16 protein-coding genes, 1 tRNA gene and 1 pseudogene are annotated in these 19927 nt (G+C 67.5%); 9 read left to right on the plus strand and 9 right to left on the minus strand.

All coding sequences use genetic code 11. The features are described 5' to 3' along the window. Positions 1-97: 97 nt before the first annotated feature. The 4 genes from rpsU to LZC94_26570 form a co-directional block, all read right to left on the minus strand. A complete protein-coding gene (rpsU, locus tag LZC94_26555) occupies positions 98-328 on the minus strand; it encodes a 30S ribosomal protein S21 (protein ID WXB11417.1) in 231 nt (76 codons plus the stop codon). Between the two features lie 141 nt (positions 329-469). Continuing rightward, on the minus strand, positions 470-1054 hold the full coding sequence (locus tag LZC94_26560; GenBank protein WXB11418.1) for a hypothetical protein: 585 nt from the start codon (positions 1052-1054) through the stop codon (positions 470-472). Positions 1055-2231: 1177 nt separating this feature from the next. After that, a tRNA-Leu gene (locus LZC94_26565) sits at positions 2232-2315 on the minus strand. Between the two features lie 415 nt (positions 2316-2730). Further along, positions 2731-4197, minus strand: a complete 1467-nt coding sequence (locus LZC94_26570; GenBank protein ID WXB20251.1) for a serine/threonine protein kinase — start codon at positions 4195-4197, stop codon at positions 2731-2733. Positions 4198-4441: 244 nt separating this feature from the next. On the opposite strand from LZC94_26570, the gene LZC94_26575 reads away from it, so the two are divergent. Then, entirely contained in the window at positions 4442-5299 is an 858-nt protein-coding gene (locus LZC94_26575) for a hypothetical protein (GenBank protein WXB11419.1), read from the plus strand. Here the strand turns inward: LZC94_26575 and LZC94_26580 are convergent. Further along, positions 5296-5487 carry a hypothetical protein gene (locus LZC94_26580; GenBank protein ID WXB11420.1) on the minus strand — a complete coding sequence of 64 codons (192 nt, stop codon included), beginning with the start codon at positions 5485-5487 and terminating at the stop codon, positions 5296-5298. The two genes, LZC94_26575 and LZC94_26580, sit on opposite strands and share 4 nt — an antisense overlap. 49 nt (positions 5488-5536) lie before the next feature. Here LZC94_26580 and LZC94_26585 point away from each other — a divergent pair, with 49 nt between their 5' ends. From LZC94_26585 to LZC94_26610, 6 genes are read left to right on the plus strand one after another with little or no spacing between them, the layout of a single operon-like run. Next, on the plus strand, positions 5537-7132 hold the full coding sequence (locus LZC94_26585) for a Ppx/GppA family phosphatase (GenBank protein WXB11421.1): 1596 nt from the start codon (positions 5537-5539) through the stop codon (positions 7130-7132). 30 nt (positions 7133-7162) lie between these two features. Further along, on the plus strand, positions 7163-7840 hold the full coding sequence (locus LZC94_26590; protein ID WXB11422.1) for a hypothetical protein: 678 nt from the start codon (positions 7163-7165) through the stop codon (positions 7838-7840). Between the two features lie 19 nt (positions 7841-7859). Next, positions 7860-8789, plus strand: coding sequence for a DUF4159 domain-containing protein (locus LZC94_26595; protein ID WXB11423.1), 930 nt, complete (start codon positions 7860-7862; stop codon positions 8787-8789). A 3-nt stretch (positions 8790-8792) separates the two neighbouring features. After that, positions 8793-11009, plus strand: coding sequence for a hypothetical protein (locus tag LZC94_26600; protein ID WXB11424.1), 2217 nt, complete (start codon positions 8793-8795; stop codon positions 11007-11009). Next, positions 11006-13555: a HEAT repeat domain-containing protein gene (locus LZC94_26605; protein ID WXB11425.1), complete on the plus strand. Its 2550-nt coding sequence runs from the start codon at positions 11006-11008 to the stop codon at positions 13553-13555. Before LZC94_26600 ends, LZC94_26605 begins: the two co-directional genes overlap by 4 nt. A gap of 32 nt (positions 13556-13587) precedes the next feature. After that, on the plus strand, positions 13588-14085 hold the full coding sequence (locus tag LZC94_26610; GenBank protein ID WXB11426.1) for a DUF721 domain-containing protein: 498 nt from the start codon (positions 13588-13590) through the stop codon (positions 14083-14085). 1132 nt (positions 14086-15217) lie between these two features. Here LZC94_26610 and LZC94_26615 read toward each other — a convergent pair. From LZC94_26615 to LZC94_26630, 4 genes and pseudogenes are all read right to left on the minus strand, one after another. Next, a pseudogene (locus LZC94_26615) lies at positions 15218-15385 on the minus strand (FHA domain-containing protein). A 112-nt stretch (positions 15386-15497) separates the two neighbouring features. After that, positions 15498-16436 carry an FHA domain-containing protein gene (locus LZC94_26620; GenBank protein WXB11427.1) on the minus strand — a complete coding sequence of 313 codons (939 nt, stop codon included), beginning with the start codon at positions 16434-16436 and terminating at the stop codon, positions 15498-15500. Between the two features lie 156 nt (positions 16437-16592). Beyond that, complete coding sequence (locus tag LZC94_26625) at positions 16593-16973, minus strand: NifU family protein (protein ID WXB11428.1); 381 nt, start codon at positions 16971-16973, stop codon at positions 16593-16595. Between the two features lie 94 nt (positions 16974-17067). Continuing rightward, positions 17068-17964 carry a hypothetical protein gene (locus LZC94_26630; protein ID WXB11429.1) on the minus strand — a complete coding sequence of 299 codons (897 nt, stop codon included), beginning with the start codon at positions 17962-17964 and terminating at the stop codon, positions 17068-17070. Between the two features lie 488 nt (positions 17965-18452). Here LZC94_26630 and LZC94_26635 point away from each other — a divergent pair, with 488 nt between their 5' ends. Both LZC94_26635 and map read left to right on the plus strand, forming a co-directional pair. Further along, positions 18453-18797, plus strand: a complete 345-nt coding sequence (locus LZC94_26635; GenBank protein WXB11430.1) for a hypothetical protein — start codon at positions 18453-18455, stop codon at positions 18795-18797. A gap of 136 nt (positions 18798-18933) precedes the next feature. Then, a complete protein-coding gene (map, locus tag LZC94_26640) occupies positions 18934-19677 on the plus strand; it encodes a type I methionyl aminopeptidase (protein ID WXB20252.1) in 744 nt (247 codons plus the stop codon). The last annotated feature ends 250 nt before the right edge of the window (positions 19678-19927 follow it).

Genomic DNA, 19927 nt, shown 5'->3' on the forward strand with positions numbered 1-19927 from the left:
GTAGCGAGCGACGACGAAAGACGGCCCATCCCACAAACTCCGACTTCCCGTCGCACGGGAAGCTCAAGAAGCTCAAAATGAACAAGAACCGCGAGATCTACTTCGGCGGCGCTGCGTCCATCTTGGCGCGCTTGCGACGGCGGCGAGCAGCTTCCGCTTGCTTCTTGCGGCGCTTGACGCTGGGTTTCATGTAGTGGCGGCGCATCTTGAGCTCGCGCAGCACGCCCTCGGAAGCGAGCTTTCGCTTGAGCATCTTGATGGCGCGCTCGATTCCGCGGTCACTTACGACCACTTCCAGCGGCTTGCACTGAATCGCATCACTCGGCATGAGAAATTCTTTCTCCAGATGTCAAAAAAGGAAACGGGGCGGGGCTTTACCACGCCGCCCCTCCTCCGCCAAGGGTTGCTGTGAAGCAACCCGTACTTGGCAAGCTGGCAAACCTAATTTTTCGACGGAGCACGAGTCGGCTCAAGCGGCCGCGTTCGCTCCATTGGCCGGCGCTGCCGCTGCCTTGGCCGCCCGACCCCGCTTTCCACCGCGGCCACCCTTCTTGGTGCGACCCGCGCCCGGGGCGCCGGCTGCTTTGGCTGCGCGACGACCGCTGGCCGCCGCACCCCGTGCGAAGTAGGTGGTGGCGCGCTTCTGGCCCTTCTTGGCGATACGGCGGGCGGAGAGCGCGTCGTTCAAAGGACGCGGCAGCTCCTTGGCCTGAACATTGAGCGACTCCCGAATCTGCTCTGCGCGCAACCCTTCGGGGTGCTGCTCGAGCAGCTCGACAATGCGATCGGAAAGCTCTGCCAAATCGTCCACCGAACGACGGCGCAGCCGGCCACCGCGACCGCGCCCCACAGGACGGCCCGGTCCGCGGCGCACGCCACGGCCCTCGTCGCCCGCTTCGGCTTCGGTGTCACCACCGAGATCGGGAAGCCGGCCGCGGCGCCCGCGTCCGGATTCATCGAGGATCTCTTCGAGCGAAGCTCGGCGGATGGCCCCGAGAACCCCCTGCGCAAAATCATTAGCGAGGCTTGAAATCGTGTTTCGTAGATTGCTCATGCGGCTCCCCTTCGAGCGTGTTGGCGCGTGATTGGAAATTTTGGACCCGGCGATCCCGTGCTGACGTCGATAGACCCCAATGGCCAAGAACAACAACAAGGAGAAGACGAGAGCGCTGGGCTAGTACGTTTCGACCGAGGTAGTCTCGCCCGAGATGACCATAAAGGTCGATCCGCACCAGGTTAGCTCCTTGGATTACCAATTGTCATTAGCTAATTTTCAATGACGGACGGGAATCGACTGGGCCACATAGCCCTCTTCTCCCCTCCTCGTTAGCTCCCTCGGGCCCCAAGACCCCATGATCCACCTCACGGGACGGGAGCGGGAGCGGCATAAATGAGCTGCATTGCGACTAGTACGGTGGACCTGAAGTTCGCGCAGGGATCAAACGTGTCTGCGCCGTACTAGGCCATTCGTGGAAGCGAATGGCGGCGGCGACATGCGAAGCGAGGAGTGCGGCCGGGGGGTCCCGAAGACGACTAGGACCGGCGCGTGATGCGAAGCACCACCACTTCGTACGGAACCTGCACGAATTCAGGGTACCCGGTGCGAGCGCCCGCCTAGCGGGAATTGCGGGCAATTACGCTCATTTCGGGATGGTTGCCTTTCGAATTTTCGAAGCACCGCTTTCGAATTCGTTCGCGCTATCGCGGACTTGGTCCGTTTTGCGCATCACATCATTCGAAGTCGTCAGACAATTGACGGTCCCGGTTGGATAGCGGCCTACGCCACCACCCATCGCTCACCCGTCGCTCGCCCCATGGCCCTGGGTGACACCCATCACCTGGGGATCACCTGACCAGCCTGACGAACCAGACGAATGTGACAAACCCGTCGAAGCGGACAACCTGCCCAACCCGACAACCCCGTCGAAGCGGGCGAGCGGACGAGCGGACGAACCTGAAAGGAAAAAATCGGACGACCGGCCCCCCGACAAGCCTGGCAAACCTGGCAAAACCTGGGCGGTGCCGTGACGCTCGCGACGTGCTCTCCGGTCTTCGGAGTCCGTGGGCCCTAGGCTCTCTCGGTCTCCGAGGACCTGGGCTCGCGCCATTTGGGCCCCAGGGGCGCCGCCGCCTTCGAGCCCTCTCGGGGCCGGGCGGCCGCGCGCATCGGGAGCCTGCTACCGGGTGCCCAGGTGAGAGGGCGAGAAGCGCGGGCTTCAAACTACTTTCTGTACCGAAGGAGGGACTCGAACCCTCACGTCCTTGCGAACGGCGGATTTTGAATCCGCTGCGTCTACCAATTCCGCCACTTCGGCTCGAAACAGCAACTCCGCTGAAACACGAACACTTGGGTTGCTGAGCAATGACCAGCCTCAGCCAAATTCCACCCTGCACCCTAACAACGAACGCGACACCCGAACACGAGAACTACCAGATCTGCCTCGATGAACGCCAGCGCCGTCATCTGCACGTCGTCGGCGAAGCATCTGTTAGCACGGCTGGTGCGCCAATCGGAAGTTGCCTTGTAAAAATACGTACATGACCCGGGTCATCTCCGGGATTTTTCGGTCTCCGAAGAGGCCCCCTCCCCATCCCCAGGCCGCCGGGACCCGTGCGCGGGGTGCGATACCCCGCGCGACGCCATCCCCTGGCGCGCTCTCGTCGCGCCGCGCGCCCCAGGTATGTATGGATGGATGACGAGATGACGGGTTGGCAGGCCGGTATGGCGGGTTAGGGATCCCAGAGGATCGCCGCGGCTGTTGCGATAGCGACAGCAACCGCGCCCAGCCCCACCAGCACCGCAGCCAGCTCGTCGAGATCGAAATACGACAGCTTCAACGAAAACGTTGCGCACGATGCGTCGCCCCCCATTGCGCGCTGCACGGTGGATGCACCGACTTGGGAGCTCATGGAGGACTCTTCCGTGTTGTGCGCGTCATGCACGGAATCCGGAGTAGAGGTCATGGCTTTGCGCATGGCGGGCGGAGCAAACGCACCCGGAGGTGGCACCGACCTCGTCACGCGACGCGGCGCAATCGTGCGCGGAAGCGACTTGTCGTCTTTCAATCTTGAACGCGTTGAACGGGATGATCCTTTCAAATTTGAAGCGCTCATCGTCCCCCCGCGATTCGGGTGTGTCGGGTTGGAACCCGCTCCGGGCATTTTGGACGACGATGCCGTGGTGGTCCTCTGGACGTCCGCGGCGGGCTGCGGCCGATTGGCAACTCCGTGGACCGAGCTTGGCACCTTAGGCCCGTCATGGCCTGGGGCGCCATTTGCGGATCGCGTGGGCTCGGCCCGCCGCGACAAGCGCGCCTTATCGAACTGGGACCCACCCTCGTTCGGAACGCTGGCCGCGACCCACGCCGCCATACGACGCCGCTCGTTCTCGAACAGCGCCTCCATCACCTCGGCGATCGTTTCGGGGGTTACGCGCCGCCCCTCGAGGTGCGAGCATTCGTCGAGCGCCTTACCCATTTCCACTGCAGTAGGAAAACGCTTCTCCTTGTCCCTTTCGAGGGCCTGGCGGAGGACTTTCCAGAGTTCAGGAGGGTATTCGGCAACCAGCTTGGTCGGGTCGGGGACCTTGGCCTGATTGACGGCCGTCAGGGTGGAAACGTCGTCTTTTCCTTTGAAGAGCCGGCGATCGACGGTCAGCTCCCAGAGGGTGGCCCCGAGCGCGAAGACGTCGGTGCGCCGATCCAGGGGACGGCCGACTGTCTGCTCGGGAGACATGTATGCCAGTTTGCCTTTCACGATTCCGGCCGCGGTGCGCGAAATCCGGCCGGCGGCTTTGGCAAGACCGAAATCGACCACTTTCACTTGGCCGTCGTACGTTATGAAGATGTTGCTCGCATTGACGTCACGGTGGACGAGGTTGACGAATTCACCTTTTGCGTCACGAAGCTCGTGCGCATGGTGCAATCCTTCGGCCACTCGGGCGCCAATCCAGGATACGACGTCGTAGCGCAACCGAATATTCCGCTCGCGGCAGGCATCCCATACGCTCCAAAGGGATTGGCCCATCAAGAGCTCCATGGCGATGAAGAGCCGGTGGCCCTCTTTGCCGAGCTCAATGAGCTGAACGACATTCGGATGGGCGAGGCGCGAAACGATCTTCGCCTCATCGAGAAACATGTTCACGAACTCGCGATTGACGCAAAATTCGTCCTTGATGACCTTCAGCGCGACCGGCATCTCCCGGCGAAGCGCACCTCCGGATGGAGAATCGGCCCCTGCGAGCGGCGAACCTCCGGCCTCCTCATCACCCACGAGCTTTCCGAGGTAGATGGTGGCCATTCCCCCCTCGGCGATCTTGGCGATCACCTCATATCGTCCGAGACGCACCGACATGAACCTCTCCCTTGGAATCGGATGGCAGGGGGGGGTCGGACGTTGTCATCCGAGTAGCAGAAGTGCGAATCTTGTTAGCCTGAGCACCATGCAAATGCCCCGTTCCCTGCTCCGGCTCGCCATCGTTTCCTCGCTCATGCTGCCCATCGGATGCAGGGACCAAGGCAAGTTCAGCGCACAAAGGGCCGCGGAAGACGTGGCTTCGTTGGTGGAGCTCACGAACAAAGACCTCGGCGAGGTCGAGCGGGGAATGCCCGAAGGGGCCAAGCGACTGGCCCCGCTATGGGCACAGGGGAAAAATCCACACGACGACCTCGGCGCCGTCCGTGCTGCGCTGACCAAGGTGCGCCGCGAGGTGCCCGATTTGAATGTGGCCAAGTCCACCTTCTTCGCCGTCACCGACGAGCGCGGAATCGCCATTCGAAACAACCTCGAGCAGGATGCGATGGCCGAAAAGAACCTCTTTGCCATCTTTCCCGATCTGGCAAAGGCCAAAGAGGCGACCACCTCCACCACCGGCGCATTTCCGGAGACGGCCGCGCAAAATCCGCCTGATCGCGATTGGCTCTTTGCCGCCCCCATTCGAGCGGACGATCGAAAGCTGCTCGGTGTCTATCTCACCGGCTGGACGTATCGGCGATTCGCCTATCACCTCCAAGAGACACTCCGGCATGATCTGGGGGAGCGATTGCGAAAGGACAACGAGGCGGGCAAATTGCCGATCTTCTACGTAGCCATGTTTGATCGTACAGGTGTCTACGGAGCGCCAAAGACCCCGACGGTGAACGAAAAAGCGCTACACGATGCCGATCTCGTTGGCAAAACCGCGAGCGGCGCCCATACAGGGGTACTCACCATCACCGAGCGCGACTTTGGATATGCTGCGGCGCGGACTCCGAAGCTCGGGGCCGATATCGGAGTGGTGGTGCTTCGGAGTGAGCTTTAGGATTTCCCCCCCAAGCGACCAAGGCGGTGAACGGCATACGCGGCGGCGCCCCATCCGAACACCAAAAGCGCGCCACCCAATGTCCGATCGAGGGTCGCTGCGATGGCGAGCCCTAGAAAGGACGCGGCGATCCCCGCCGTCAAGGTGGTGCGCGCGCGCCGTTCCGCGGGTTCGAGGCTCCGTTCCACGGGGAGAGCATCGCAAATCGATGTGCATTAAGGCTAGGCTCAACGTGCAATGCCCTCCTTTGCCGCCATCGACGTAGGTTCCAACGCGCTCCGCCTTCGCATCGTGGAGGCGGATGGGCCATCGCCGGCGTCGGGGGAGAGGCTGCAGCTGCCGCTTCTACCGGCGGCGGCCACCGCGGAGGGCGTTTGGCGCGAGGTCGCCAGCGTTCGCGCGCCGGTCCGCCTGGGCGCGGAGGTGTTCGTCTCCGGGAAGCTTGCTCCCACATCGATCGGGCGGGCGTGCGCCGCATTAAAGGACTTCCGGCGCGAGATGGACGAGGCCAAAGTGGTCTCATACCGGGCCACCGCCACCAGCGCCGTGCGCGAAGCCGCCAATGGGGCCACGTTGGTCGAACGGGCGCGGCGCGAGGCGGGCATCGATCTCGAGGTCATTTACGGCATCGAGGAGGCGCGGCTCATTCAGCTCGCCGTGTCGCGAAGGCTCTTGCTCGAGGACCGGCGCGTGCTCCTCATCGACGTGGGCGGGGGGTCGACCGAGTTAACCGTGCTCGATCGCGGGCAGTCCAGTTTCTCGATTTCGCTGCCGCTGGGGAGCGTGCGGCTGCTCGAGACCTTCTTGAAGGACGCCACCACGATGAGCGGCGAGTTGACCCGCATCGTGGACGAGGCGGTCGAGCGCGCGCTGGGCGAGGCCAGACCGCAGTTGTCGCGGCTCGCGGGCGGTACGAGCGGCCTTACCTTGGTGGGCACGGGCGGCAACATCGAGACCCTCGCCGATCTGTGCCGGGCCAAGGTGCCGGAGCTCGCCGGTCATGCGGCGGCGGACGTGGCCGCGGTGCGTGAGCTCTTTCCCAAGCTGTGCGCCATGTCGCCTGCAGAGCGGGCGCGTGCGCACGGGCTGCGGCCCGATCGTGCGGACACCATCGTACCGGCGGCGGCCATCTTTCTGCACATCGCCGAGTCGCTCAAGGCGAGCCAGATCGTGGCGCCCAGCGTGGGACTCAAGGACGGGATCCTGGAGGAGCTGGTCGACAAGCACTTTCAGGTCTGGGACGTGCTGCGCGAAGCCGAAAATGTGCTCGGCGCGTGTACGCGGCTGGGCCAGCGCTACCAATTCGACGAGGCGCACGGCAAGCTCGTGGCCCGGCTGGCGGCGCAGCTCTTCGACGATCTGCGCGACGAGCACCGGCTGGGCGATCGCGATCGGCTGCTCCTGCGCGCCTCGGCCCTGCTGCACGACATCGGCGATTTCGTGCGCTACGACGGGCACCACAAGCACAGTTTCTACCTCATCCAGCACTCCGACATCATGGGCGTCACCCCCGACGAGCGGGCGCTCATCGCCAATGTGGCCCGCTACCACCGAAAGAGCGGCCCCGATCCGTCGCACCCCAACTTCCGCGAGCTCGACAAAGAGGCGCGCGGCAAGGTGCGGGCGCTCGCCGCCATGCTGCGCATCGCCGACGCGCTCGATCGCGAGCACCTGGGCAAGGTGCGCAACGTGCGGGCGGCCATCGATAAGACGCGGGGGCGGGTGCAGCTCACCATCGACGGCGATCACGAGCGGGAGCTCGAAGAGTGGACGGTGCGGGCCAAGGCGGGGCTCTTTCGCGACGTCTTCGGGCTCGAAATCGCGATCGGATGACGATCGAGCTCCTGCTAGTCTGCTCGGCGGATGCCTCGATTGCCCCGCGATGCGATTTTCGGTCCCCGTGCTCTGGGGGCGGCGCTCTTCATGGCCAGCTTGGTCACCTCGGTCACCTCGGTCACCTTGACCGGGTGCCTGGGCCGCAGCGTTCCGGATCCGAAAGACGCGGCCAAGGCCTATGCCGAGGCGGCGGCGCGCGGCAACGGCGACGCCATTTACGAGATGATGACCGAGGCGGCGCAAAAAACGCGCTCGCGTGATGAGGTGCGGCGCCTGGTGGCCAGCGAGCGGGCCGAGTTGACCGAGCAAGGCCGCGCGCTCTCGGCCAAAGACGCGCGCGCGGAGGCCACGGCGCGGCTGCGTTTTCGCGATGGGGAGGAGACGGCGCTGGAGCTGAAGGACGGCAAGTTCTGGATCACCAGCGCGGGCGCCATGCCGGGCGGGGCGCGCACCCCGGAGGAGGCGCTCGATCAGCTGCGGCGCGTGGTGGCGCGAAGGAGCTACGCGGGGTTGATGCGCGTGCTCACGCCGGCGACGCGGGCGGCCATCGAGCAAGATTTGCGTTCGCTCGTCGGCGGGCTCGAGCATCCGGAGACGCTCCCCGTGCAAGTCTCGGGGGATTCGGCCAACGTCAATGTGGTGGGGGGCCATCACGTGCGACTCAAACGCGAGGGCGGCGTGTGGCGCGTGGACGACTTCGATTGATTCGTGCCACAAAGGAACCGTGACTTTTTTGCGTCTGCATCGTTGGTTTCGTCTGCACGGTCGGCTCGACCTGCGCCGGTTGCACGGTCGGCTCGACCTGCGCCGGTTGCGCGGCCGGGTCGACTTGCGCCGGTTGCGCGGTCTGCCGCGCCTGCCGCCTCGGCACCTGGTGGCCGGTGCGTTTGCGCTCACCTTGGGGGTGCTGGTGCTGCTGGTGCCGCAGCCGGCGCGCGCGTTCGGCGATGCGGGTGGGTTCGATCCGCGCATTTTGCTCACGGGAACGCAGACGGGCGCGGCGAGGCCGAGCGCGCCGGGGCGATGGTCGTGGGAGCTCGTGCAGCGCACCTCGGCGCCGGCGCGCTTGCGGCCCAGCGTGGTGCACGCGGCCGATGCGACCATCACGGACGGCCCGTTCCTCTATTGGAGCGGCGATGCGGCGGTGGCGGCGCTCACGTCGGCGGAGATCGCGGGGCTGCGCCGCTTCTTTGCGCTGGGCGGCGTGATGCTGGTCGACGACGCCGGCGTGTCGAACGAGGGCGCGCCAGGAGCGTTCGGCAACTCGGCCCGCCGCGAAATTGCGCGGGTGCTGCCGGATTCGGCGCCGATCACCATCGGGGCGGACCATGTGATCTTCCGCACCTTCTATTTGCTGCGACGCGCCGAGGGCCGCATCGCGGGGGCGAAGACCTTGGAGGCCATCGTGCGCGGCGGCTCGGCGCAGGTGATCTTCTCGTCGCACGATCTCGGCGGCGCGCTGGCGCGCGGCCCCACGGGCATGTGGGAGCAGCCGGTGGTGCCGGGCGGCGACCTGCAGCGTGAGCGGGCGATCCGCTTGGCGGTCAATGTGGCCATGTACGTGCTCTGCTCGAACTACAAGGACGACCAGGTGCACGCGCCGTTCTTGATGCGACGACGTGCGTTCTCTCCACACAGCGGCGAGCAACCCTGATCGATGCCTACGACGCGCCTGGCAACGAGCAACGACTTGCCCGCCTGGGCCATCGTCGCGGCGTGCATCCTCGCCGTGGCGAGCCTGGTGCTGCTCATCGTCGAGATGCGGCGCCGCGAGCGAGGCGGCATGGGCATCCTGGTGACGGGGGTGCTCGCGCTCTTGGCGCTCGCCCTGGCGGTGCTGCGCCCGGTGCGCATCGCCGCCCGTGAGAGCGTGATCGGCGCGCGCGTGGTGGTGCTCGGCGATACGTCGCGCTCCATGGCGCTCCCTTCGGACGGCGGCGGCACGCGGCAGAAGACGCGCGACGACGTGATCGCGCAGCTGACCAAGGCGGCGCCCGACGCGCGCGTGATGCAGCTCGGCTTCTCGGACGGCGCCCCCAAGCCGTTCTCCGTGGGCGACGGCACCTCCGCGCGCGGCCAGAGGAGCGATCTCGGCTCGGCCATCCGCGCGCTCGGCACCATGCCCGACGAGCGCCCCGCCGCCGTCGTCGTGGTCTCCGACGGGCGGCTGGACGATCCGCAAGAGGACGCGCCGCGCGCGCTGCTCAAGGAGCTCGGCAACGCCATCCACGCACCCATCCATACGATCGCCACCACGAAAGAGGGGCCCGCCGACGCCAGCATCCGGCGCGTGGCCAACGCCGGCGCGGCGGTCGCGCACGTTCCTTTGCCGCTCAAGGTCGACATCGGGTGCAGCGGCGGTCTGTCGTGCGACAAATTGACGGTGACCGCGCGCGAGCTCCGCGAGGATGGCCCGCCTGCCCTTTTGGCCACCGGGCTCGCCGACGTCAAAGACGGCAAGGCCAGCGTCGATCTCACGGTGACCCTCGACCGCGCCGGGGTGCGCATCTTGGAGGTGGGCATCGAATCGCCCACCGGCGACACCATCCCCGAGAACAACCGCCGGCTCCTGACCCTCAACGTGGCCCGCGAGCGGGTGCGCGTGCTGCACGTGGCGGGGCAGCCCACCAACGACGTGCGCGCCCTTCGCCAGTGGCTGAAGAGCGACGCGTCGGTCGATGTGGTGGCGTTCTTCATCTTGCGCACGCCGGCCGACGATCCGCGGGCCGCGCAGGAGGATCTGGCGCTCATCCCCTTCCCCGTGGACGAGCTGTTCAGCGTGCACCTGCCCTCGTTCGACGCCGTGGTGCTGCAGGACTTCGACGCGCAACCCTACGGGCTCGAGCGGCACCTCCCGGCGCTGGCGCGCTACGTTCGCGCGGGCGGTGGGCTCATCATGGTGGGCGGGCCCAACTCGTTCGTCGCAGGCGGATACGCCGGCACGCCGCTGGGCGGCGTGCTCCCGGTTTCCCTCGACGGCACGTCGGGGGCGACCGCGGCGGACACCGCGCCGTTCGTGCCCGCGTGGACGGAGCCCGGTCGATCGGCCCCCGTCCTCGCCCCGCTGCGCGCGGTGGTGGGCGATGAGCTGCCGAGCATGCCGGGCGCCAATGTGCTCGGCGACGTGCGCACCGGAGGGGTCGTGCTGTGGACGCACCCGACGCGCACGACCAAGACGGGCGCGCCCATGCCGGTTCTGGCGATTGGCGATCAAGGCGATGGACGATCCATCGCGCTCGGGATCGATGGCGGATGGTTGTTCGAGTTCTCCGAGCTCGGGGCGCGAACCGCGGGGCGCGGTCACGGTGCGCTGTGGGATGGGCTCCTCGGCTGGCTCATGCGCGATCCGCGATTCGAGCCGGCGCAGGTCGATCTGCGCGAGGGGTGCATCGCCGACGTTCCGCCGATCCTTCGCATCCGCACCGCGGGGCACGCGACCAAGGGTGAGACGGTGGTGCTGGACGTGACCCGGCTCGACAAGTCGGGGGTCGCGCCCATTCACGTCGAGAAGGTGCGCGAGGGCGACGATGCGCCCATCGAGATGGCGCTCCCGCCGCTGCCCACGGGCGGCTACTCCGCGCGGTTGCGCATCGGCACCGGCCCCACCACCCGGCGCGACTTCGCGTGCGAAGCGGGAGGCGACGAGTGGGCCGACACGCGACCCGATCCGGAGAGGCTGCGCGCGCTGGCGGAAGCGACGGGCGGCAGCTTTGCGTTCGCCAGCGACGTTCGCGACATCCGTCTGCCCAAGCCGACCGTGGTGAGCGCCGAGCGGCACGTGGTTCCGGTGGCGCCGCCGTGGACGTGGACCCTGCTTGCCGCCACACTTCTCGGAGCCCATTGGTTCATGCGCCGCCGTGGAGGGCTCTCGTGAGATCGCCGCTCGTCCTTGCCGCCATCGTCGCCACCGTCACCGCCGCCGCGACGGTGGGTCACGCGCCGCCCGCCTTCGCCGTGGTCTGGCCCGACGTACCCGAGCGGGTCGCGCGGGCGCTCACGGCGCAAGATCCGGTGACGCGCCGGATGGCCGCGCAGGAGCTCTCGACCTTGGGGCGCGCGCGCGGCACACCGCTGGTGCTCGCGGCCCTGGGCGATCCCGACGTGGAGGTGAAGCTCGCCGCCGCGCAGTCGGCCATCCGCCTGCGCGCCACGGGCGCGACCTCGGCGGTGCTGCCATGGCTGGGCGATCGCGAGGCGCGCCTGCGCATCGCCGCGTGCGAGGTCGCGCGGGCGCTTCCCGACGCGCGCGCGATCCAACAATTGGCGCGCGGCCTGGGCGACGCCGACGCCGCCGTGCGCGCGGCCGCCGCCGATGCGCTGGGGACGCAGGCGTCGGCCGACGCGGTGGCGCCGCTGCTCGGAAGGCTCGATGACGCGAGCCCGCAGGTGCGCATTCAAATCGCGCGCGCGCTGGCGAGGCTCGGCGACAAGCGCGCGGTGGTGCCGCTGGTGGGAAAGGTGCAAGACTCCGTGGTCGACGTGCGCCAGGCGGTGGTGCGCGCGCTCGGGGAGCTCGGCGACGCGCGCGCGTCGCAGGCGCTCATCCTCACCTTGCGCGACAACGCCAACGAGGTGCGCGTGGAGTCGCTGCACGCGCTCGGCCGGCTGCGGACGCCGGAGGCGGTGGAGACCATTTCGCCCTTCGCCACCGATCGCAACCCGGCGCTCCGCCAGGCCGCGCTGGCCGCGCTCGGCCGCATCGGGACGCGCGAGTCGATGCGCGCGCTCATCGGTGCGCTGGGCGTGGCCGACGACGCGGGCGGAGGGCTCGAGCGCACGCCGGCGCGCCAGGCGCTGGTGGCCGTGGGGAGCGCGGCGACCGCCCCCATTTCGGAGCTCTCCGCCGTGCTCAAAGGGAGCCCCAACCCGCAAGTCGCCACCAGCGTGGCGTGGGTGCTGGGCGAGCTGCGCGCGCAGAGCGAGGCGCCCACGATCATCTCCGCCATGCGCCGCGGCGTGCTGCCCAGCGCCGCCGCGCTCCACGCGCTGGCCGGCGCCGGGACGCGCGACTCCATCCCCGTAGTGCTCGAGTACGTGGGCGACAAGAACCCCGTCGTTCGAAGTGAGGCCGCGCGCGCCGCCAAGGCGCTGCTCGATCCCACGCGCCCCGATGGACGCGCCGTCGAGCCCCTGGCCGCGGCCCTTCGCAACACCAACCTGTCGCAGGACGAGAGCGCCGCCCTCGCGATCCTCCTCGGCCGCACCGGCGCGCCGCGCGCGGCCCCCATTTTGGTGAGCTTGAGCAACACCAAAAAATTTCCGGTGCTTCGCCTGGCCGCCATCGACGCGCTCGGGACGCTCGGCCCGGCCGACGCCGACGACGCGCTCTTGGAGAAGCTCGACGACTCCGATGCGACCGTGCGCCTGCACGCGGCCATCGCGCTCGGCGACGCCGGGAAGGACCGCGCCCGCGAGGCGCTCCTCGGCAAGTTGGATGGGGGCGAAGAGCTGGATCGCGCCGCCGTGCTCACGGCGCTCGGCGGGGTGCTCGCCCGCGTCCCCTCCGAGGGCGCCATCATCCGCCTCGCGCGCGCGCTGGAGCTCGGCGCCGGGCCCGAGCGGGACGCGCTGCTCCTGGCCATCGGCCGCTCGAACCTCCCCTCGGCGGTGCGCGCCCTCGGCACCTTGCTGCGCTCCAACGATCCCGACGACCGACGCACCATCGCCACCGTGCTCTCGGCGCAACCGAGCGGCGGCCCCGCCGAAGCGCTCGCGCGCGGCTTGTTGCGCGATCCGGATCCCACCGTGCGCGCACAAGCCGCGTGGTCCATGGGCGCGCTCGGCGATGCCGCGGACCGCGGCGGCGGCAGCGGCGGCATCGACGCCCTCACGGCGGTGATTCCATCGCCCGATCTCGACACCGCCATCAACGCCACCGCGGCCGTGGGCCGCCTCGCGGCGCGCGCGCGCTCGGCGCCGCTGGCGGTGCGCGTCCTCTGCCCGCTGCTGCGCGATGCGCGAACCTATGTCCGGGTCAACGCCCTCGCCGGTCTCGCCGCGACGGGCGCACGGTGCGGTGACGGTTCGTCCGAACGCGCCGCGCTCGCCGACGATGGCAACGATCTGGTGCGCAGCGCGGCCGCCGCCGTCCTTCAGCGGCCTTCGCCCGCATCCATGCGGACCGCCGACACGGCCGCGCTGGAGCGCTGCGCGCAATCGGATCGATCCGGCGCCGTGGCCCAACGCTGCCGCGGGGGCATCCCGGCGCGCGCCGACACAGCGCCCGGAGCGACCCACGCCGTCGACGTCTACGTGGTGCCCGACACGAGCACGACGCCGCGCGCCAGGGTCGCCTATGCGCTTCACATCGAGGGCGGCTACCTGCGGGCGGGCATCGCCGATCGACGCGGAGCTTGCTTCGAGCCGGTCGCGCCCGATGGCGAGCTCTCGCTCGAGCGGCCCAGCGCACAGGCGAGGTAGGCCCCGGGGCCCGGTCGAGGTAAGGTGAAACCATGAACCGCCGCCGGAAGCGACCGATCCTGCGCGTGCCCGAGGGGATCGACACGGTGCTGGAGCGCGCGGGCGACAGCCGCTTCGCGCGGAACCCCGTGCCCATCCCGATTCAGACGTGGAAGCGCGCCGTCGGCTACCGCATCGCCGATCGCGCCAAGCCGGTGTCGCTGGAGCGCGGGGTGCTCACGGTGCGGGTCTCCACCAGCGTATGGGCCAGCGAGCTCTCGATGCTGACGGCGTCGGTCATCTCGCGCCTTCGCGACGCGGGGGTGGAGGTCTCCGAGCTTCGCTTCCGCGTGGCCCCCATCGATCCGCCGCAGCGCCCCCCCGAGCGGCGCACCTCGCGCGCCGTCCCGGCCCCGCTCCCCCTCCCCTTCGAGCTCGAGCTGCAGCTCGCCCGCGTCGAAGATCGCGAGCTCCGCGAGACGCTCCGCAACTCGGCGAGCCATAGCCTCGCCTGGCAAGCCCACACCCGGGGCGGTCGCGAGCGCGGTTAGTCGCCCCTTCGCCGGACGACTAACGCAGCGCGGCCAGCCGCTCCAGGCCCTCGAGGCGCTGAAAGAGAAAGCGCTCCGCCGGACCAAACGTCGAGAGGCGCGAGCGCAGATCCTCGATGTACTCGCGCAGGCGCTGCAGATCGATCGCCGTCACGCGACGGAGCGCGTTGTAAAGCTCATCGATCACCGGCGCAGGGCACGGGCGCTTCTGCGCCGAGTACAGCTCGATCACGTAGTCGGCCCACGCCCCCTTGCCGGTGGCGGTGGCCAGCTTCGCGGAGAACCGCGCCGCCTGGTCGACCAACGACGGAATGATCCGCTTGCCCGCGCGACTCGCTTCGATCACATCGCCCAACGGCGACGCCAAGATGCGCTCCGCTTCCACGGCGCGCCCCATGGCCAGCGCCTTCTCCGCCACCCCGGCGAGGAGCGTAAAGGCATCGGCGCGGCGCACCATCGTGGGCTCGTACTCGGTCTCGGGCGACGAACCGCCCCCCACGGGCAGCGGCGGCGGCGGCCGGTACGATGCAGGACCCGACGGCGACGGCCCCGCTCCGGATCCCGACGACGGCGGCCGCGCAGGCACCGGCGACAGATCCGCGCGCGACTCCTGGCGCGGTGAAACGGGCTGCCCGGTCGTGGCCACCGCGCGCAGCGGTGTGCCCGGGGTCGAGCCCACGCGCCCCGCCACCGGCGCCGCGCCCGGCGACGAGGGGCGGTCGACCACCGGGCTTCGGGTCCCGGGCTCGGTCGTCGACGAATGAATCTTGGCGAACAGCTGCGCGGTCGACGGCGTTGGACGGTGCGCCCCGCTCGGCTCCTCGGCCGCCGCGTCCTCACGAACGGAGGCCTGCGACGCCTGCGAAACGTGCGACGGAACGTAGAGCGCCCCTTGCGCCGGCACCTGGGACGTCGCTTGGGGCGAGGCCGGCGGCGTCGGGGGCAGCGAGACCGGTGGCGACGCGGGCGGCGAAACCGGCGGTGACGCGGGCGGCGAGACCAGCGGCGTGGCCGGCGTGATCTTGGGGAGGGTCAAGTTGAGACGCGAGCGCGCGGGGTGCTCCTCCACCGCGAGCAAGGTCATCTCCTGCGAGCCGATGAGGATGCGATCGCCGGGCGCCACGGTGACGATTCCCTCGATGCGCTGGCCATTGAGGAGGACACCGTTTCGACTTTGAAGGTCCTCGATGGACACGGCATGGGGCGAGATGCGCAGCAACGCATGGCGGCGTGACACCAGCGGATCATCGAGCGAAAGCTGGCAGCTCGCGTTGCGTCCGACGGCGAACTCTCCCTCCATGAGCTCGAGGTCGTGCTGCAAATAGCGCAAACGAAACCGCATAGCGCTTAGGCCTCACCGCCCATCACGCCCACTCTTACCCTCCACCGCGAGCGAACGCCAATGGATGTCCTCAGGATAGATTCGGATTGACAGGTTCTTGGCCATCACCATCGGACGCCGCCTGATCCTGCCCCCCCTCGGCGAGGGAGGCGAGCAACACGACCAGCTGCTCCAATTCCACCAGAGGCCAGTGTGCGGACTCCGCCCCTTCTCGCCCACGCAGTTCCGCCAAGAGCTCCTCTGTGGGTTTTGCGAGATCGGCAGGATACTTCTTCCCCACCTCCCGAAGCGCCTCGACCACCGTCCTGGATGGGTAAAAGCGCAGCTCGTCGTACAAGTGAAGCGCCCAGCAAGCCCAGGCCGGATCGGACGCTGCGAGCGCTACGCGTAAGGCCGATCGCGCCAGCCCTTCGACCTGATCGCCCTCCACATTGCCGCCGGTCGAGAGCCGCTCCTCGAGCTGCACCTTGGCGCGCTGGAGCATCCGCACCGCGTCGGAGGTACGGCCAAGCGCGAGCGCCTTCTCGGTGACTTCGACGAGCAGCTGCACGCTCCACGCGGCCTGCTTCGAGGACGCGCCGAACTGCCCGCTCAAGGTATCTTCGTCGGTCTGCTCGGTGGCGCCGCAGGCGGGGCAAGCGGCTAGCTCTTGAGGGTACGGCAAGCGGCACGCGGCGCAGTAGCGAAGGAAACCGGTGGTCTTGGCCGGCGGCGCGATCCCCGCGCCCACCTCGCAGAACACCAACTCTTGCGTCCCGATGCGCAAGCGGTCGCCGTCCTTCAGACGAACGGAGCCCTTGATCGGGGAGCCATTGACCTTCACCCCGTTGCGGCTCCCGAGATCCTCGAAGATGGCCACGTCGCCCGAGATGACGATCTTCGCGTGCTGACGGGAGACCAGCGGGTCCTCGATCGTGACATGGCACTCGGCGCTGCGACCAATGAGGGTCGCGCCCCTGGCCAGGTCGAACTCCTGAAGAAGAAATCGCAGCCGATACCGGGTCGCCACGCCTACCTCGCACACGCCGTCGAAACGGGCGGTGCCGCGGAAAGATAACGCGTCCCGCTCACCAATTGCGAGCGGGTTCGTCCAATAGCGCGATCGAGCTTCGAATGCCTCACGATCCTCTCCCGCATCCTGCCAAACGGACGAGACCGTCCCGCACTAGCCGACGTCGATCTTCTCCGCCCCCTCGGGCACGCGAAAACCGGTGGTCACATGGAGCCGCGCCTTCGGGAGCACCGTTTTCAGCGCCGGCTCCAGCATGCGCTCGCGGGTCACCGCCGCACCGGGGCAACCCGCGCACGCGCCGCCCAGGTGGATGTGCACATCTTCCGCGGTCACGTTGACGAGGAACAAGATTCCCCCGTCGGCATGAACCAGTGGCGCCAACACATCGCGGCACAACTTGGCGACCGGCTCGCGAAGAGCGGACTTGTTCGGCGCCGAGCCGGCTGAGGAGACCGACGGGGCCGAGGAGGCCGGGGCTGGGGGAGTTTTGGTGTTCACCGATACGCGCACGCTGTTGGCGAGCGAGCATACCATGTCGCCTACCGAAAAGATGCCGGCACTTCGAGTCCTTCGCGAGCCTGGCCCTTTTTCCGGATTTTTCCTGGTTTCGACCTTCGAAAGACGCCCTTTACTTCTTCTTTGGCGCGGCCTTGCCCGCCCCCTTGTTGCCCTTCGTCTCCGCGGCGGCGGCGTTCGGCGCGGGCTTGGCGTTCGGATCGCTGATTTCGCCCTTGGTCACCAAGGCGATGCTCGGGTCGAGCGCCAGCGGATCATCGAGCTTGTTCGGCCGGAGCTGAGCGATGTTCCGGTAGGTGTTCCGCTCCTCCAGCGCCACGCCCACCATGCGCTCGCCGGAGCGATCGACGATGCGAAGGTGGGTGGAGCCATCTTGCCACTCGGTGTACGGCAGGTTCAGCCAGCGCGCCGGATCCGCGTTGCGTGCGCGGCCTTGGACGGAGACTTGGCTGCTCATTCGAGATACCGCCTCCTGGTACGACTTACCAAGGGTGCCGCCGTCCACCAGCTTCACCTCGTCGTAGATCTTCCAGAGGCGCTCGCCCGGCGAGGTGCCGACGAAGAAGAAGAACCTGCGCTTCTGCGAGCCCTCGAGCACGAGCGCCGATTCGTTGTTCTTGTAGCTGTATTCGCCCTTCAAGCCCGTAGCGTCGAAGCCGCTGGGGACCTCTTTGAACTCGTGCAGGCTCCGTGCAAACTGCAGCTTTCGCGTCTCGCGCTCCGACTCGAGCGCCTGCATGCGAATGCCCGGCTGCATCTTCATGAGCAGCGGGTTGTACTCACGGTCGAAGACGCCGTTGAGTTGATTGTGAAGCTTGATGACCTCTGCGCGGGTCATGCCCCACTTGAAGCCCTCTTGCTGGGGTGCCAAGGTTGCAACCGTCGGCGCTTCGATGGCGGCATTCGCGCCTGCACCCGCGCCACCTGCTTTGGTATCGGCGGCAAAACCGCTCACGGAAAGAGCCACGCCTCCGAGAATGACCGAGGCGAACAGGATGCAATGCTTCATGGGACTCTTCTTCCTCCGCTAACGTTTGCGCTTGGCCCAGCGAGGACCCGCGCGTGCTCGGGGTCCGATCTGCGACCGGCGCCTTGAAGCGTAGCATCGGTGCATGATTGGGACCAAACATGCTGCACCTCACGTGGGATATGTGGTGAGGAGCGATTTTTTCGTATCGAGCTCTCGACGCCGTCTTGGTTTTGGATGGCCGGGGTACCAAGACTTCGACGGCCGAAGGCGAAAAATGATGTAAAAGCCCTTCTATGCGCTTCTCGCACACCGTCATCGCTTTGGGCATCGCTTCGGCCTTCGCTCTCGGTTGTGGCGGTGCGTCGGCCGGAGGAAAAAGCGCCTCGCGCCCGCTCCCGGCGTATGCGGGAAGGGCCACGCAGTTGTTCGATGACGACATCGAACCACGCGCCGTCGGGCTCGACCTCAGCCTAAGCCAGCAGCCCGCAAACCCGCGCTCCGATCCCACACTGCGAGAACGTACGCAAGTGGGGGATGCTGTCCTACGTGCGCGGGTCGACACCGTCACGGCCAAGAACGACGGTGTGGACTCCCGCTACGATCTCGGGCTTCGTACCCTGGAGCGTTTGGCGGGCGAGCACCCGCCATCGGTCGAGAACTTCACGGTTCGCATCGATCGATCCAGCCCCGCATCCAACATCCTGAAGAACTTCCAAAATCGGTTGGGCGGACGAATCTTCATCGTGTTCGTGCGCGAGTTCGTTCGCCCCGACGGGGATACCGAGCTGCACTTTCATGCTTCGCCCGACAGCAAAGACGTAGCGAGCGCGGTCCGCGAAGCGGCTGCGTTCGGTGAAACCACCGTGCGTTGAACGTCGATGGTTTGAAATCCCGGGTGGCGGCTTGACCTGGGGGCGCGGGCGATCCTTAAGGAAAAGACTGGAGTATGCCGTGGGCGTAGAAATCAAGAGCATCAAAGAGATCGAAGGCGTTCGCGTTGCCGCCCAAATGGCGGCGGAGACGCTGGTTCTCGTGGGCGAAAAGCTCCGGGCGGGGATGACGACGGAGGAGATCAACACCATCGTCCACCAGGACACCCTGCGCCGCGGCGCCATCCCGGCACCGCTCAACTACAAAGGCTTTCCGAAGAGCGTCTGCACCTCGATCAACGATGTCGTCTGCCATGGGATCCCGGGCGACGAGGTGCTCAAAAACGGCGACATCATCAATGTCGACGTGACCACGCTCTACAACGGGTTCCACGGCGACACGTCGGCCACCTTCTACATCGGCACCCCGAGCCCCGAGGCCCGCCTGGTGGTCGAAACCGCCCGCCGCGGCCTCGAGCTGGGCATCGCCGAGGTCAAAGAAGGCGCGCGCCTCGGCGACATCGGCTACGCGATCCAAAGCTTCGTGGAGGCCCAAGGCTGCAGCGTGGTGCGCGACTTCGTGGGCCACGGCATCGGCCGCCGCTTCCACGAGCCCCCCCAGGTGAAACACTTCGGCAAGCGCGGCGACGGCCAGCGCCTCAAGGCCGGCATGATCTTCACGGTGGAGCCCATGGTGAACCTCGGCCGCTTCGAAGTCGACATCGACGCCGATGACAAATGGACAGTCCGCACCGTCGACGGCAGCCTCTCCGCTCAATTCGAGCACACCATCCTCGTTACCCGCGACGGCTGCGAAGTGCTCACCCGCCGCCAAAAACCTTTGCGCTTCTCCGAAAACCTGGCCGCCGTCTTCGCGATGTAGATCTCACCGGTTCACCGGCGGGCACGATGTCGACACCACCACCGCAACGCGGTGTCGATTTCACCGCTGGGGCGCGGTGTTGATTTCACCGCTGGGGCGCGGTGTTGATTTCACCGCCGGGGCGCGCTGTCGATTTTCACCGCCAGGGCGCCAGGATCGCCAAAGAGGTCAAGCAGAGGAAGAGAAAACCCAAGCAGAGGAAGAGAAAACCCAAACAGAGGAAGAGACCCCCCAAATCCCTTTCTTTCCC

The sequence above is a fragment of the Sorangiineae bacterium MSr11954 genome, assembly GCA_037157815.1.
GTDB classification, from domain to species: domain Bacteria; phylum Myxococcota_A; class Polyangia; order Polyangiales; family Polyangiaceae; genus Pendulispora; species Pendulispora albinea.